General features: G+C 62.1%; 12 protein-coding genes. 8 read left to right on the forward strand and 4 right to left on the reverse strand.

What is annotated here, in order from left to right:
• Positions 1-278: 278 nt before the first annotated feature.
• Positions 279-4,976 (reverse strand): NAD-glutamate dehydrogenase, encoded by a 4,698-nt coding sequence (locus ACIQH5_RS02660; protein WP_400400036.1) that lies wholly within the window; start codon positions 4,974-4,976, stop codon positions 279-281.
• Between the two features lie 210 nt (positions 4,977-5,186).
• Here ACIQH5_RS02660 and ACIQH5_RS02665 point away from each other — a divergent pair, with 210 nt between their 5' ends.
• Positions 5,187-5,699 (forward strand): gluconokinase, encoded by a 513-nt coding sequence (locus ACIQH5_RS02665; protein WP_400400037.1) that lies wholly within the window; start codon positions 5,187-5,189, stop codon positions 5,697-5,699.
• Positions 5,700-5,763: 64 nt separating this feature from the next.
• On the forward strand, positions 5,764-5,898 hold the full coding sequence (locus ACIQH5_RS02670; RefSeq protein WP_400400039.1) for a hypothetical protein: 135 nt from the start codon (positions 5,764-5,766) through the stop codon (positions 5,896-5,898).
• Positions 5,899-6,020: 122 nt separating this feature from the next.
• Here ACIQH5_RS02670 and ACIQH5_RS02675 read toward each other — a convergent pair whose 3' ends face one another.
• Positions 6,021-6,692: a hypothetical protein gene (locus ACIQH5_RS02675; protein WP_400400041.1), complete on the reverse strand. Its 672-nt coding sequence runs from the start codon at positions 6,690-6,692 to the stop codon at positions 6,021-6,023.
• A gap of 18 nt (positions 6,693-6,710) precedes the next feature.
• Complete coding sequence (locus ACIQH5_RS02680) at positions 6,711-7,664, reverse strand: LysR family transcriptional regulator (RefSeq protein ID WP_400400042.1); 954 nt, start codon at positions 7,662-7,664, stop codon at positions 6,711-6,713.
• A gap of 140 nt (positions 7,665-7,804) precedes the next feature.
• Here ACIQH5_RS02680 and ACIQH5_RS02685 point away from each other — a divergent pair, with 140 nt between their 5' ends.
• The 6 genes from ACIQH5_RS02685 (at position 7,805) to ACIQH5_RS02710 (ending at position 14,070) form a co-directional block, all read left to right on the forward strand.
• Positions 7,805-8,824: a VOC family protein gene (locus tag ACIQH5_RS02685; protein WP_400400043.1), complete on the forward strand. Its 1,020-nt coding sequence runs from the start codon at positions 7,805-7,807 to the stop codon at positions 8,822-8,824.
• Positions 8,824-9,765: a fumarylacetoacetate hydrolase family protein gene (locus tag ACIQH5_RS02690; RefSeq protein ID WP_400400044.1), complete on the forward strand. Its 942-nt coding sequence runs from the start codon at positions 8,824-8,826 to the stop codon at positions 9,763-9,765. The genes ACIQH5_RS02685 and ACIQH5_RS02690 overlap by 1 nt, the downstream gene beginning before the upstream one ends.
• Positions 9,762-10,769: a cyclase family protein gene (locus tag ACIQH5_RS02695; RefSeq protein ID WP_400400046.1), complete on the forward strand. Its 1,008-nt coding sequence runs from the start codon at positions 9,762-9,764 to the stop codon at positions 10,767-10,769. The genes ACIQH5_RS02690 and ACIQH5_RS02695 overlap by 4 nt, the downstream gene beginning before the upstream one ends.
• 88 nt (positions 10,770-10,857) lie before the next feature.
• Positions 10,858-11,982 carry an FAD-dependent monooxygenase gene (locus ACIQH5_RS02700; protein ID WP_400400047.1) on the forward strand — a complete coding sequence of 375 codons (1,125 nt, stop codon included), beginning with the start codon at positions 10,858-10,860 and terminating at the stop codon, positions 11,980-11,982.
• The gene (locus ACIQH5_RS02705) at positions 11,979-13,064 is read left to right on the forward strand and encodes an amidohydrolase family protein (RefSeq protein ID WP_400400048.1); all 1,086 of its coding nucleotides are present in this window, start codon (positions 11,979-11,981) and stop codon (positions 13,062-13,064) included. The genes ACIQH5_RS02700 and ACIQH5_RS02705 overlap by 4 nt, the downstream gene beginning before the upstream one ends.
• A 1-nt stretch (position 13,065) precedes the next feature.
• Entirely contained in the window at positions 13,066-14,070 is a 1,005-nt protein-coding gene (locus tag ACIQH5_RS02710) for a fumarylacetoacetate hydrolase family protein (RefSeq protein ID WP_400400049.1), read from the forward strand.
• Positions 14,071-14,260: 190 nt separating this feature from the next.
• Here ACIQH5_RS02710 and ACIQH5_RS02715 read toward each other — a convergent pair whose 3' ends face one another.
• Positions 14,261-15,142, reverse strand: a complete 882-nt coding sequence (locus ACIQH5_RS02715) for an alpha/beta fold hydrolase (RefSeq protein ID WP_400400051.1) — start codon at positions 15,140-15,142, stop codon at positions 14,261-14,263.
• Positions 15,143-15,252 lie beyond the last annotated feature (110 nt).

The raw sequence follows: 15,252 nt of genomic DNA on the forward strand, positions 1-15,252 counted from the left end.
TCACATAAAAGCAAGAAAAGTTTCTCATTTGATTAAGGAGTCTCATGATTATTGGAGATATCTGAATGCGCCCCACGCTTCCTTCAGGAGCTCGCAGCCGTCCTTGTGCTTGGCCCCGAATGCAGGCGTCTTCTTTCGTGACGGGGCGCGGAAGAACGCCGGCGAGCCGCAGCCCAGGCACACGAGCCCCCGCTGGCTGCTCTTGCGCCAGGAGGGGTCGCGCTCACTGAACTCACGGGCGTGCCAGTCCCGCCCGTCAGTTATGCTTAGAGCCCATTTCACGCCCGGGCTGCCTTCCTGAGGGTGCCCACATAGGCAGAAAGTGCCTCAAAGCTGCCCGGCGGAGCCAATTCAACCAACCGCTCCGATTCGTCAAGACGCCTATGGTGCAGTTGCTCCCATACGGTAACGCTGTCGGCGCCGGGCGTTTCGTCGCCGAGGCCCAGGACGGCGACCGTCAGTTCAGGCACGACGCCGGACACGTCGTCCCGCAGCGTCGCCCTGGCCATGGCCTGCCACTTGGTGGAGCGTGGCAGGTTGTCCACGCGTTCCAGTAAACCCTCAATCCCGAAACGGTTGCGGACAGTGAAGTAGACCGGTGCGATGGCGTCCAAGGGCCGGCCCGTGACTTGCTGGACCCGGGCGACGTCCAGCAGCGTGAACGCCTCCCGCAGTTCTGCCCATGTCCTTCCAATCTGCGATGGCAGCCCCCACTCAAGTGCTTGGTCCTGCAGAGCGGCAACGTCCGCTTTGTCGGTTCCCATCAGGAGTTCGGGCAAGCGTCCGCGGAGCGCTTCTACCACCGGCCGGTACAGCCTTACGCATTCTTCGATGGGACGCTGATGATCGTACTGAATGAACCAGCGCATGGCGCGGTCCAGAACACGCCGGATGTCCAAATAGATCCGGCTCCACTTTTCGGCCGGCAGGTCTGCACAGAGGTGAACCAAACCCACGGAGAGGTCCCTGAGCCCGAACAATTCACTGGCAATGACAAAGGCTTTAACGGCGGCCGTCTCATCGGCCGAGGTCTCCTCCATGAGCCTGAAGACCGCTGTCACACCGCCCATGTTGATCGCATCATTAGCGAGGATTGTTGCGATGATGTCCTCGCGGAGCGGGTGCTGTTCAATCCCCTCTCCAAGCCTGTCCACCACGGGACCAGGGAAATACCCGTTCAGGAACTTGGTCAGGTAGCGGTCCTTAACGAGCGGACTCCTCCGGATACTGTTGGCCAGAGTGTTCTTGGCATAAGCGGCCAGGACCGACAACTCCGGGGAAGTAAGGCCCTTGCCTTGGGAGATCCGTTCCTCCAACGACTGAGTACTGGGGAGGTATTCCAGCTCGCGGTCCAATTCGCCCCGGCCCTCAAGGGACTGCATCAGCCGTTCATAGTTAGGGAACGACGCCGGAGGGAACCTTCTGTCGGTCAGGAGCAGGACGTTCTGGGCTACGTTGTCAGTCAGCACCAATTCTGCGATCTCGTCCGTAAGGGCTTCCAGGAACGCCGTTCGCTCAGCTGCCGGCAGTTCCCCGGCCCTGATGTTCTGATCAACCAGGATCTTGATGTTCACCTCATGGTCGGAGCAATCCACGCCGGCCGAGTTATCGATTGCATCAGTGTTGATGAGGACTCCTGACAGGGCTGCTTCAACGCGACCCGCCTGGGTGACGCCCAAGTTGCCGCCTTCCACCACCACGCGGGCGCGGAGTTGGCTGCCGTCGACCCGGATGGAGTCGTTTGCCCGGTCCCCGGCGTCGGCATGGCTTTCCGTGCCGGACTTGATGTAGGTTCCGATGCCGCCGTTGTAGAGAAGGTCGACGGGAGCCTTCAGGATTGCCTGCAGGAGGGCCGGCGGACTCATGGACTCGGTGGCAGGGTCCAGGCCAAGTGTTGCGCGGACGGCCGGATGGATTGGAATGGCGCGGGCTGTCCGCGGCCACACCCCGCCGCCGTCGCTGATCAACGAACCGTCGTAATCTGCCCAGCTGGAGCGCGGCAGCGCGAACAGCCTTGCGCGTTCCAGGAAAGATGATGCCGCGTCCGGATTCGGGTCCAGGAAGATGTGCCGGTGGTCGAAAGCCGCTACCAGTCGGACGTGCTGCGAAAGCAGCATCCCGTTGCCGAAGACGTCTCCGCTCATGTCGCCGATGCCGGCAACCGTGAAGTCCGTGCTCCGGGGGTCCAGACCAAGTTCGCTGAAGTGAATCTTTGCCGATTCCCACGCACCGCGCGCCGTGATGCCCATGCGCTTGTGGTCATAACCCACCGAGCCCCCGGAAGCGAAGGCGTCCCCCAACCAAAAGTCATAGCTGGCAGCGACGTCATTGGCTATGTCCGAGAAAGAGGCCGTCCCCTTGTCCGCCGCTACCACAAGGTAGGAATCGTCGCCGTCGTACCTCACTACGTCCGGTGGGGCTACAACCTGCCGCTCGCCGTCCACGAAACGAATATTGTCGGTGACATCCAGCAGGCCGCGGATGAAGGTCCGGTAGCATTCCTGCCCCTCGGCTAACTGCTCCGCACGGTCTCCCATGTCTGCAGCGAACTTGGCGTAGAAGCCGCCCTTGGCGCCGTCGGGAACAATCACTGCATTCTTGACGGTCTGCGCTTTGACCAGTCCCAGGACTTCGGTGCGGAAATCTTCCTGCCGGTCCGACCATCGCAGTCCGCCGCGGGCCGTCAGTCCAAAACGAAGATGGACACCTTCCACCCGCGGGGAGTAGACCCAGATCTCATGTGCCGGTCGCGGGCTGGGCAGCGTCGCGATACCCGTGGGATCGAACTTGGTGCTGATGTGCGCTTTGACCTGGTAGAAGTTGGTGCGCACCGTCGCCTTGACCAGGGAGGCCAGAGCCTCCAGTACGAACGCCGCATCCAGGGTGGCTACGTGGTCCATGGCTGTGGCGACGGCTGCTTCGGCGGCAACCACGGCGTCAGCCCGGTCACCCACATGATCGGGGTCGAACTTCGCGGCGAACAAACCAACCAGCGACCTCGCGGCCTCCGGGTGCGACTGCAACGTCGAAGCCACAAACTCAAAGGAATGCGACGTCCCGAGCTGCCGGAGGTACTTCACATAACTGCGCAACAACGCCACGGTGCGCCACTGGAATCCCTGCAGCAGGACCAAGCTGTTGAGCTGGTCCGATTCGGCCTCCCCACCCAATACGGCGCGGAAAGTTCCCGGCACCAGATCCCATGCGTCGGACGAATAAACATCCGTGGGCTTGGCCACCAGGAGGTCATACAGGTAGAACGCCGCGCCGCGGGAATCAACGATTTCGTGTGGACGTTCTTCCAGCACCTCCAGGCCCAGATGCTCAAAGTACGGCAGGATGCGGCTGAGGCTCTCCGGACGGCGAAGATAGAGGCGAATGCGTCCACTCGAGTCAGTCGATGCGTCCGTCACGGGGTCAACGTAAAGTCGTGCCGCCGTCGTGCTATCATCCACGCCGAGTTCATGGAACCGTTCAATGTCCTGACTGGCCTCTTCCACGCTGTACCGGACCTGGTATTCCGGCGGGAACGCCTCGCCCCATCGCTTGGCGAGGACTTCCGCTTCGGCTGCGGAACGACTTGACCTCAGGGCATCTTGGACGCCTTCCGCCCATGACCTCACCGCACTGTTGACCCGGCCCGCGATCACGGCTTCATCAATCCCGCTGGTGCCGTCCGTCCACACCGTAAAGAAGATACGTGCGAGGGCCGACGAGCTGACGCGGGCCTCGTGTTCTATGTCGATGGCGCCGTACGCCTCGCGCAGTTCATGCTCAATCCGCACGCGGACTGCCGTGTTGTAACGGTCCCGCGGCAGGTAGACGAGCACCGTCACGAATCTGCCGTAGGCATCGTGCCGCAGGAATACTCGTGAAAGCCTGCGCTCCTGCATCCGCATGATGTTTCCTGAGATATGGAACAGCTCTTCAACACCGATCTGGAACAGTTCGTCGCGTGGATAGGTTTCCAGGATCGCCAAGAGTTGCCGCCCCGAGTGGCTGGACGGGTCCAGTCCGCTGCGGGTCATAACCCCGCTGATGACTTCCGCGACGACGGGAATATTGTCCACAGGACCGTTGTAGACATTGGAGGTGAAAAGCCCGAGGAAACGGTGCTCGCCGGTCACCTCGCCCGCAGCGTTGAACTTCTTGACTCCGATGTAGTCCAAATGGGAGTCGCGGTGGACCGTGGAGCGGGAGCGGGCCTTAGTGACGACGGGGGCAACCGGCGCCCGAGCCGAGTCACGGGCGGCGCCGGTCAGGACACGCGGAGGCTCAACTCCTGCATCGCCCGGGTTACGGAGGATACCAAGCCCTGTTCCCGCAATGGCCACCAAACGATCCACCGATTCACCTCTCTCCAAGGCATACTCCCTGTAGCCGATAAAGACGAAATGATTGCGGCCGAGCCATTTCATGAGGTTTCGGGCCTTATCGTGGCTGGGGAGACCCCTGGCCACCTCCCCCAGCTTGTTGCGCATGGAACCCCAGTCACTGGTGGCTGCTTTCACGTTTGCGAGGACGCGCCGGAGGGATTCCAGCAGGCTGGCTGATTCCTTGGCGGGGAGGAGCTCGCGTAGCTCCACGGCAATCCACGACTCAGCGCCCTCTCCCAACCGAGAGGAAGCCCGCTGGATGTCCGTGACGGCACCGTCTGCGTTCCGAAGCACTGCGAACCGGGGATGCACGACGAGTCGAATGCCCAAACGGCGACGCGTCAACTCGGCCAGGACCGAGTCCACAAGGAATGGGCTGTCGTCGCAAACGATGCCAAGTACGGTGCTCACCGAATCAGGCAGCAGTCCGATCCAGGCCTCCTGAGCACTGTTTCTGACAGCACTACGATGGGCAGCAGCGCGGGATTCAAGCCGTCCAACGACGTATGGCGCCTTGTCTTCCGGCGACAACTCGGCGTAGTAGTCAGCCAGGAAGGGCTCAGGCAGCGCATGGATTTCCATGTCATATTCCGTGGACACGTCTTGCTCCCTTTGTGGGTTCGTCTTGGGGTCGCGACTTCGAAAAGATATGAGAATCTTTTCTCATATTGAGCGGGCCGTCAAGGAGCTTCATGAAGCCTTGACGACAGCGTTGCTATTTGCGAAACTATTCTCAATTGTGAAGTTGATCTCATGTCGTGCGTAAGGCAGAGATGTCAGCCCGGCAGACCCCCCGAAAGGACCCTCGACATGGGACATGAACCCCTTCCGCCGATTGTTGTCATGGGAGTCGCCGGCTGCGGCAAATCGACCATGGGCTCATTGTTAAGCGAACGTCTGGGTCTGCACTTCCAGGATGGAGATGATCTTCACCCTGCCGCCAACAAGGCGAAAATGGGTGCGGGAATTCCGCTGGATGACGATGACCGGAGGCCTTGGCTTGAGGAAATCGGCCGCTCGCTACGCCAGTCACAAGACGCCGGGGAGCCGCTGATCATCGCTTGTTCGGCGCTGAAACGCAGTTACCGGGACCTGCTGCGGCAGCATGCGCCCGACGTCGTGTTCGTCCATCTCAATGGTGACCGCGAAACCCTCCTGGCCCGCATGAACGCCCGCGACCACGAATTCATGCCGAGCAGCCTCCTCGACTCACAACTCAGCACCCTGGAACCGCTGGGGTCGGATGAAAGGCACGTCCTCGCGGATTTCAAGCTCTCCCCTCCCGTGCTGGTGGACGACATCTGCGGGCGGCTTCAGCATTAGGGGCATAAGCCGACTTGGCATGATGACTTAGGAGCCCCCGAAGTCACAGTGGTCACGAACTCCAATGCTTCAAACTTCAGCTGAGGGCCTCCGCGTCCAACTGTGCACAGTATCCGCTGATGGCATGAAGCTCTTCCAGGGCACGCAATCTTCGGTGGCAGGGCACCTCCGTACCTTCGGCGGCGAAATCGAGGAGTAAACCCGCGCTAGGTTTGGCGGTTAACACCCGGCAGGGCGTCAACCGCCGCAGGCAAGGTGGGTCGCGTCGTCGTGCATTAATTGACGTCGCTGACTTGCAACACAACTGAGCCGAGAGAGTTTCTAGCTCGCCGTGGGACGGTAATCCTGGCGGATGAATGTCTTTCCGTTCGGCAGTGGATAAGCAATGCGACCCAGCGCCAGGAACCCAGCATCCAGCATGGCCGTGTTCAGATCTTCGGGATCAACGTCCGTGGAGATGGAGCCGAGGCCGTCAAACGCCGAGGCGTAATCCGTGGTACTCACGAAGCCGGCCGCGTGGTTGCTCTGAGTCACGCACGACATAACACCAATGACACCGGCATTCGTGGCGGCAAACGCCGCGAATCCATCAACGCCAACGTACTCAATGATGAGGTTGGCGATGAGGAGATCCACCCGGTCAATCGCCAACGATCCCTCGACGGATGCCTCAATGAGGTGCAGTTTGTCACCGAAAACCGGTCCATACCGCAGTTGGCACACTGCCAAGTATTCGGCGTTGATATCGTAGCCGAAGACCGCATCAATGGTTCCCGGGTCGATGAGGTCAAGCCCGTTACCTCCGGCGACACCCAAAACACCGACTGATGCCGCCGGGTATGCAGCGAGTTGATCCCGCGTGATGAGGTTCAGCTGCTGAAGCTGCCCGACCCGGGAGTCGCTCATGTGCCGCTCGTACACATCGAGATCAATGTCGCGCCAAGGGTGTTCGTTCCCAGCAACGGGTGGTTTCTTGGGTTCCCAGCTGTCCATTTCTCAAGCCTTCCACATTCACGACGCGTGCTGAGCAATCAACTGCGGGTGCGTGCTCACCGGGAACAACTGGTGGAGTTGCGAGCAAGCGCGCTGAACCACCGAACGCAACCAAACGTTGGCCGGATCCTCAGTTCGTGATGGGTGCCAGTACAAGGCCTCCACCAGGGACGCTTCGAGTTCTGCCTCGAACTCCAAGACCTCGATGTTCGCCCCTCGCTGGGCTCTGGCTGCCAGCATCCGCGGTACCAGCGCCACCAAGTCTGTTCCTGCAACCAAGAGCGGCAGCGAAAGGAAACCTGCCACCACAGCTGCCACACGGCGTCGAACTCCCCGGGACTCGAACAGCTTGTCAGCCGGGGTGCTGATTCCCTCCCCGAAGTAACCCACCGCGTGCGGGACGGTCACCAGATCTTGCAGGGTGATTCCCGGCAGCTGCACAACAGGGTTTGCGGCGTCCATGATGGCCACAAAACTGTCCCTGAACAGCTGCTTTGTTTCCCCCTCCATCTTGTAACCGGTAGGTCCAACGAGAAGGTCCAGCTTTGAATAATCGGCCATGGTGCCGTGAAGTCCTGTCATGGGGACGATGTCCACGGTGACGCTGGGTGCCTCTTCCCGCAGGATTTTATGCAGCGGGCCCACGATGAGAGCCGCCGCATAGTCCGAGGCCGCGATCGCAAATTCCCGTTCACTTGTGGTGGCGTCGAATCCTGATCGGACCAGCGTGGCCCTCTGGACGTGCACCATCGCTTCGTCCACCAGTGGGACGAGCGACTGAGCAAACGGCGTGAGGATGTACTTTCGTCCGTTGCGGACCAAGAGTTCGTCGTCGAAATGCCGCCGCAGCCTGGCTAGGGCAGCGCTCGTAGCAGGCTGGCTCAAACGGAGCCGCTCGGCTGCCTTGGAGACGTTTCGCAGTTCAAGCAGCACCTGAAGTTGGGGCAGTAGATTCAGGTCCAGAGTCTTCATGCCCACAGACTACCGGGTATCTGTCCAACAAATACGTCCTATCCAGAATCTTCTCTTCCCCAAATAAGTGACCTGCACCATTGTTGTTACAGGACCTGCAGATAACTGTCCGAGCAACCAGCACTTAGAAGGAATTCATCGTGGAAACTCCCCTCTCCCATCTTGCACACCTCGAGATCACCACTCCGGACGTCGAAGCCTCGGCGAGGTTCTACGAGGAAAAGTTCGGCATGCGCATCATCGACCGCGTGGATGGAAACGTATACCTGCGCTGCTGGGGCGATTACTACCGCTACAGCCTGGTCATCACCGAAGGCCCTGAAGCATCGCTCGGCCGGATGGCCTGGCGCACCAACACCCAGGAAGCCCTCGAAGCCGCAGCAGCCCGGGTAGAAGCAACCGGCGTGCAGGGCACGTGGACTGCCGGCGGTCACGGCTTCGGCAAGGCCTACGAGTTCACGGGTCCCTATGGACACCACATGCGGCTTTTCTATGACGTGGAGAAGTTCGTTGCCGAGCCCGGCTTCGAATCCACCTACCCGGACCGGCCGGAGCGCCGCAGCAGCCACGCCGCCGCGCCGCGTTTCCTGGACCACGTCACCGTCGCTTCCTCCGACGTCCGCGGATTCGCCAAGTGGTACAACGAGGCCCTGGGCTTCCGCGTCATGGCGTTCGTGGACCTGGACGAAGCCCCCATCACCGTGTTCTCGGTACTGACCACCAACGAGAAGTCCCACGACCTCGGCGTCGTCCTGGACACCTCCAGCCGGGCCGGCCGCGTCAACCACATCGCTTTCTGGGTGGACGCCACCGAAGACCTGCTCCGCACCGCCGACGTCATGATGGAAAACGGCACCCCCATGGAATACGGCCCCTCCATCCACGGCGTGGGCGAACAGAACTTCCTCTACTTCCGCGACCCGTCCGGGCTGCGCGTGGAACTGAATTCCGGCGGCTACCGCAACTACGTCCCGGACTGGGACGCCAACACCTGGAAGCCCTCGGAAGGTTCCAACAACTTCTACAAGAACGGCGCCATGCCACACTCCATGACCGAATCCTTCCCTCCGGCCGAAGGTTTCACTGCCACCGAGGAAGGAGCTTCCGCCGAAATGAAGGAAGCCCTCCTGAACCCCTACGCACAGCAGGGCCGCGGCTAATGACGCAGCCAAACTATGCACTGGTCCGCTTTCAGGAGTCCGGCGACACCAAAACAAAAGCTGGCCTTCTGGTGGGCGATCGGGTCCTCCCGTTGGACAGCGACATCAATTCCCTGATCCAGCACTGGGACACCACCGAGGCCGAGCTGGACTCACTGGCCGCCTCCGTTGGTGAGGGCACCGGGCTGGCGCTGTCCGGCGTCGAGGTTCTTGCCCCGGTTGAACCGGCGCAAGTCCTGCAGACCGGCGCCAACTACCGCAAGCACGTCATCGACCTGGCGGTGGCGCACCGCGACGCCGGACAGGACGCAGAGGAAGTACGCGCCAAGACCGCAGCGATGATGGATGAGCGGGCAGGCCAGGGAACGCCGTACTTCTTCATTGGGCTCCCGACGGCGATCGCTTCGGCCACCGAGGACCTCACCTTGCCCTCCTACAGCAAGAGCCACGACTGGGAGTTGGAGCTTGCAGCTGTCATCGGGAAGGAAGCTTTCCGGGTCAGCCCCGAGGAGGCACTGGAGTACGTCTTCGGCTACACCATGGTCAACGACATCACCACCCGTGAGTTTGTCTTCCGCAAGGACATGCCGGCCATTGGTTCGGACTGGTACCGGGCCAAGAACGCTCCCGGCTTCCTGCCCGCCGGTCCCCTGCTGGTGCCAGCCAAATTCTTCGGAGACCCACAGGATGTCCACGTCACGCTGAAACTCAACGGCAAGGCCATGCAGGATGAGTCGACGCAGGACATGATCTTCGGGGTTGCCAAACTGGTCAGCGAAGCATCCCAGATCATGCCACTGCGTCCGGGCGACCTGGTCCTGACCGGCAGCCCGGCCGGGAACGGCCAGCACTGGGGACGACTCCTGCAAGACGGCGACGTCATGGAAGGCACCATCACCGGACTCGGGACCCAAGTCATCCACTGCAAGGACGAAAAGTGACCACAGAAGCCTCGAACGCTTCCTTGATCCAGCGATCGAATCCCTTGGCCAGCATCGCCGCCGCCGCGGATCGGTACAACAACTGGGGCCGATGGGGCGACGACGACGTGCTTGGAACGCTGAACTTCATCGACGCCGCAAAACGGGTCGAGGCTTCTGCGTTGGTCACCACCGGCGAAGCGTTCTCCTTGTCACAACCGTTCGACACCAACGGCCCGCAGAAGGGCTGGCGACGCCGGACCAACCCCGTGCACACCATGACCGACACCGGGGTGGACGCTGAGCGCGGCAACCAAGGGTTCCCGCACGGTTTCGGCGGCGCGGACGACGTGATTGCCATGCCATTGCAGTGCTCCACGCAATGGGACGGACTGGGACACATCTTCGATCGCGGCAAAGCCTGGAACGGCAGGGCCGCCGGGGATGTGGTGACCTCGGAGGGTGACCTGGTCACTGGGATCGAGACCGCTGCGGCCAAGATCGTGACCCGCGGCGTACTCCTGGACGTTGGGCGTGCGCTCGGGCCGGAACTGGGACGGACCGACGGTGAACTGCCTGACGGCTTCGCGATCACCCCGGAACACTTGCAGCGGACCATTGATCGCCAGGGTGCCAGCTCGGCTGTTCGTCGTGGTGACATCGTGGTGATCCGCACAGGTCAATATGCCCGGGTCCGCCGCGACGGCTGGGGCGACTACGCCGGTGGATCCGCGCCGGGGTTGTCTTTCAGCACCGCTGCATGGCTGCACGAGTCGGAGATCGCTGGAATCGCAACTGACACGTGGGGCTTCGAAGTCCGGCCCAATGAGTTTGAGGGCGCTTTCCAGCCACTGCACCAGATTGCCATCCCCAACCTGGGTTTGTTTCTGGGAGAAATGTGGGACCCGGACGCCTTGGCTGTGGCGTGTGCTGAAGATGGCAGGTATGACTTCATGCTGACCGCAGCGCCACTTCCCATCACCGGGGCCGTCGGTTCGCCGGTCAATCCCATCGCCGTCCGGTAGCCGGCCAGTCCCAGGGTTTGGGCCAACGAAGGCCCAACCCGGGACAACAGCACCATTGGCAGTAGCCGTCACACAAAGGAGTCTTCAGATGGCAGCAGTACAGAGGGTCGGAATTGTCGGAGCGGGGGCGGCGGGACTCGCCGCAGCCATTCTCCTTGCCGATGCGGGCATCGAGGTTGAGATTCTGGAGAAGGCTGCGGAGCCGCAGACCCTTGGCTCCGGTATCACCCTTCAGGGCAACGCCCTGCGCATCTTGCGCGAACTCGGCGTCTGGGAAGAAGTTGAGGCTAGAGGGTACGGGTTCAGCACCCTCGGCCTGCGGGCCCCCGACCCCGACGGCACCGTGATCGCCATGTTGGAAGACATCCGGACCGGTGGCGACGACCTTCCGGCCACACTCGGAATGTACCGCCCGGACCTGACGGCCATCCTCCGCGAACGCGCCGGGCAGGCGAGCGCCCGGATCAGCTACGGCAAGGAGGTGACCGACATTAACGACGACGGCGGCGGCGTCACCGTCAGCACTGCCGACGGTGCCACTGCGCGCTACGACCTTCTGATCGGCGCGGACGGGCTTCATTCGGCCGTCCGCAAGGCGATCGGCATCGACGTCGAACCCCAGCCAACCGGCATGGGCATCTGGCGGGCCTTCGTAGATCGCCCCACGGACGTGGTCCGGACCGACCTGACGTATGGCGGCCCCTGCTTCATTGCCGGCTACTGCCCCACCGGCCCGGACACCATCTACGCCTACCTCGTGGAGAAGGCCCAGGAACGCCACCACGACGACGGGCCCCGCATCATGGCAGAGCTGGCTGCAGCCTATGGCGGCCCCTGGAACGAGATCCGCGCCAACTTGGACCACGGTGCGCGCATCAACTACACGTGGTTTACCTCGCATCTGGTGGACGGTCCGTGGAACCGCGGCCGCACCGTGATCATCGGCGACGCCGCCCACAGCTGCCCGCCGACTGTGGCCCAGGGTGCGGCCATGGCGCTGGAAGACGCCGCAGTCTTGGCCGAACTCCTCATCTCTGCCGACCATCTCACCGAGACTCTGTGGAAAGAGTTCGCAGACCGCCGACTCGACAGGGCGACCGCAGTGGTTGAAGCATCCGTCCAGTTGGGCCAGTGGATGTTGGACGGCGTCCGGGATGCCAACTTGCCCGCCCTCATGAACTCGCTCTCCACCATGCTGAAGGAACCCGCATGAACCCCTCCGCTACAAGCCACCACCCCACCGTAGATGTCCACGCCCATGTCCTGATTCCGGCCCTGCAGCAGGCCGTAGCAGAGAATGATCCGGAAGGATTCGCGGCCCTGCAGGCCCTGGAAGTCCGGCGCAATGGCCCCGAATCCATGGCCAACTCCGGCCTCATGATCAAGGAACGCTGGCCACAGCTGACGGACCTGAACCGCCGTCTGGCGGACATGGATTCACAAGGCGTGGATGTACAACTTGTCTCACCTTCGCCGTCCCACTTCTACTATTTTGCCGCCGAGGAGCTTTCCCTGACACTGGCCCGGCAGGCTAACGAGGCTGTCCGGGATTACGTCAACAACGCCCCCGAGCGGCTCAACGGTCTAGGGCTGGCGCCCTTGCAGCATCCGCACCTCATGGTCGAAGCACTGGACCATGCCGTGCTGGAATGTGGTTTGCTCGGCGTGGAAATCGGTTCGTTCGCAGGGACGCCCGGCGACCCGGAGAGGACCACGGTAGAGCTCTCTGATCCGCGGCTGGAACCGTTCTGGAGCCGGGCCGAGGAACTGGGTGCCATCATGTTCCTGCACCCCTTCGGTTGCTCCTTGGACGAACGGCTGGACCGTTTCTACTTGGCCAACACTGTCTCCCAGCCCGCCGAAAACGCGGTGGCCCTGTCCCATGTCATCTTCAGCGGCGTGCTGGACCGGCACCCAGAGCTCAAGATCCTGGCGGCCCACGGCGGCGGCTACCTGCCCACCACCATCGGACGATCCGACCACGCCTGGAAAGTGCGCCCCGAAGCGCAAAGGTGCGCCGAACCGCCGTCGTCATATCTGCGGAAGATCTTCTTTGACTCCCTGGTCCATAACCCTCGTGAGCTGCGTTCGCTCGTTGAGGCATCGGGTCCCGGACAGGTGCTGCTCGGTTCGGATTACCCCTTCGACATGGGATCAGAGAGGCCTGTTGACGACGTGCACGCCGCCGGGCTTCCCGAGGCCGAGGCCGCCGCGATTCTCGCCGGCAATGCAACCCGGTTGGGCATCGCCGCCGCGGCAACGCTCAATACCCGCGCTACGGCCCAAGGAGCCTGACATGGTGAAGATTGCCCGCTGGAGTCACGACGGCGGCACCTGGGAAGGGTTCGTCGACGACGGCAACTGCTTCGCGTTGCCCGCCGGACGCACAGTCAACACTCTTCTAGCCGCAGGGCTGGAGGAGACACTGTCCATCGCCGCGGAAACTCTCCGCAGCGCCCGTCCCGTCGCCCTGCGGGACGTGCAGTTGCTGGCACCGTTGGCACCATCAACCATCCGGGACTTCGTCGCCTTTGAGGAACACGTTGAAGGTGTCCGCAAAAGCATCGACGGCGTAGCCGGCGTGGTGGCTGAATGGTACGAAGCGCCCACCTTCTACTTCACGAATCCCCATACGGTGACCGGCACCGGCGAGGTGATAGGCATTCCCGCAGGCTGCGAGGACCTGGACTTCGAAACCGAAGTAGCTGCCGTCGTCGGCCATGTCCCGGGCAGCGACGGCCGGAACCTGACGGCGGCCGAGGCGCACCACCACATCTTCGGCTACACCATCCTCAACGACTGGTCGGCACGCGACCTGCAGCGCCGCGAAATGAAAGTCAGCCTCGGTCCTTGCAAGGGCAAGGACTTCGCCAACACCCTGGGTCCGTGGATCGTCACCGCCGACGAGTTCGCACACCTTCACGACGACCAAGGCTTCCTGCCCATCTCCATGGCCGTGGAAGTCAACGGCGAGCCGATCGGCCAGGACCTGCTCTCCAACATGGGCTGGCCGTTCGCCGAACTCGTCGCCTACGCATCCCAAGACTCCGTGGTGCGGCCCGGCGACGTCCTCGGATCCGGAACATGCGGCAGCGGCTGCCTCGCCGAACTCTGGGGACGGAATGGTTCCAAGACTCCCCCGCCGCTAACGACCGACGACGTCGTGCGGATGACCGTGGAGGGAATCGGAACGATTGAGAACACGGTGGGCGAACGCCGCGAAGCCGTGACGCGGGTGGCTGCACGGAACCGGCCACGGAACAGGACTGTCTCTGAAGGCGAATCCGCTATGTCTGCGTAGGTGAAGGTGGTAGGAGCGCGGAGTTCACCGCGCTGGAGTACTGAGTTAACTCTTGAGGATTGCGGTCAGGAGTTTGATGTCAGGTGCTATAAAATCTTGGCGCCCACCGAGTGAAGGCACGGCGACCACCACAAATTCGGCAGCCGCGTTGACGTGGGACTTGCGATCAACGCGGCTGCCGGTGCTACTACTAGCGGTTCATGAGTTCGCGTAGCGCCGTTGTGACGGACTCGGGATCCTCCTCTGCCATGAAATGCCCGGCATTTAGCGTCCGGTGTTCAAGGTCGGACGCCCACTTGCCCCAGAGCGCGGCGGCGTCGTACCCGAGGACTGCACCCCAGTTTTGTTGTAAGACAGTGACGGGCATGCCCAAAATATGGCCTGATTCCCTGTCTGCGCGGTCGTGCTCGACGTCAATGCCGGCTGATGCCCGGTAGTCGGCAACGATGGATGGCACGGCATTCGCTGATGCTGACAGGTAGTGGTGCCGGTATTCGGCGGGAATGGCTTCGGGATTGGAGGTCCATCCGTCCAGGAAGGACGCGAAGAATGTATCGGCGGTCGCTTCAATCATGGGCTCCGCGACGCCGGCCGGCTGGGCCATCAGGTAGAGATGCCACGCGACTTTTGCGTCTGCCCCGTGCAGAATATCCCACATATCCAGTGTCGGCAGGACATCCAATGTCAACAGATGGCTCACATTGTTGGGGTGATCAAGGCCCGCCCGGATTGCGACCAAGGCGCCGCGATCGTGGCCTGCCAAGGCAAATCGTTCGTGGCCGAGTGCTCGGGCAACGGCTACCACATCGGCTGCCATGGTCCTCTTTGAGTAGGTGTGCTCGTTGGATTCTTTCGGTTTGTCACTGTCGCCGTAACCGCGCAGGTCGGGAACAATCACCGTGTGGTCTGCTGCCAGCTTCGCGGCAACATGGCGCCACATGTGATGTGTCTGCGGGAAGCCGTGCAGGAGCACTACAGCAGGTCCGCTTCCGACGACGGCGACGTTGAGTTCTACGTGCGGCGCTGCAGGGACGCGGTAGTAGCTTGCTTCAGGGAGCAATTTCAGGGACATGATGTCTCCGTTCCTTGTTGGTGTCTCCACTTTCCCGTGGGCGAATCAGTGCTGAATCAGTGGGGCGCCGCTTCCGCACGACATCGGGCAGGGCGCGGACTTTGATTACG

Origin of the sequence: Paenarthrobacter sp. NPDC091711 (assembly GCF_044756605.1) — a bacterium.
Taxonomy (GTDB): Bacteria; Actinomycetota; Actinomycetes; order Actinomycetales; family Micrococcaceae; genus Arthrobacter.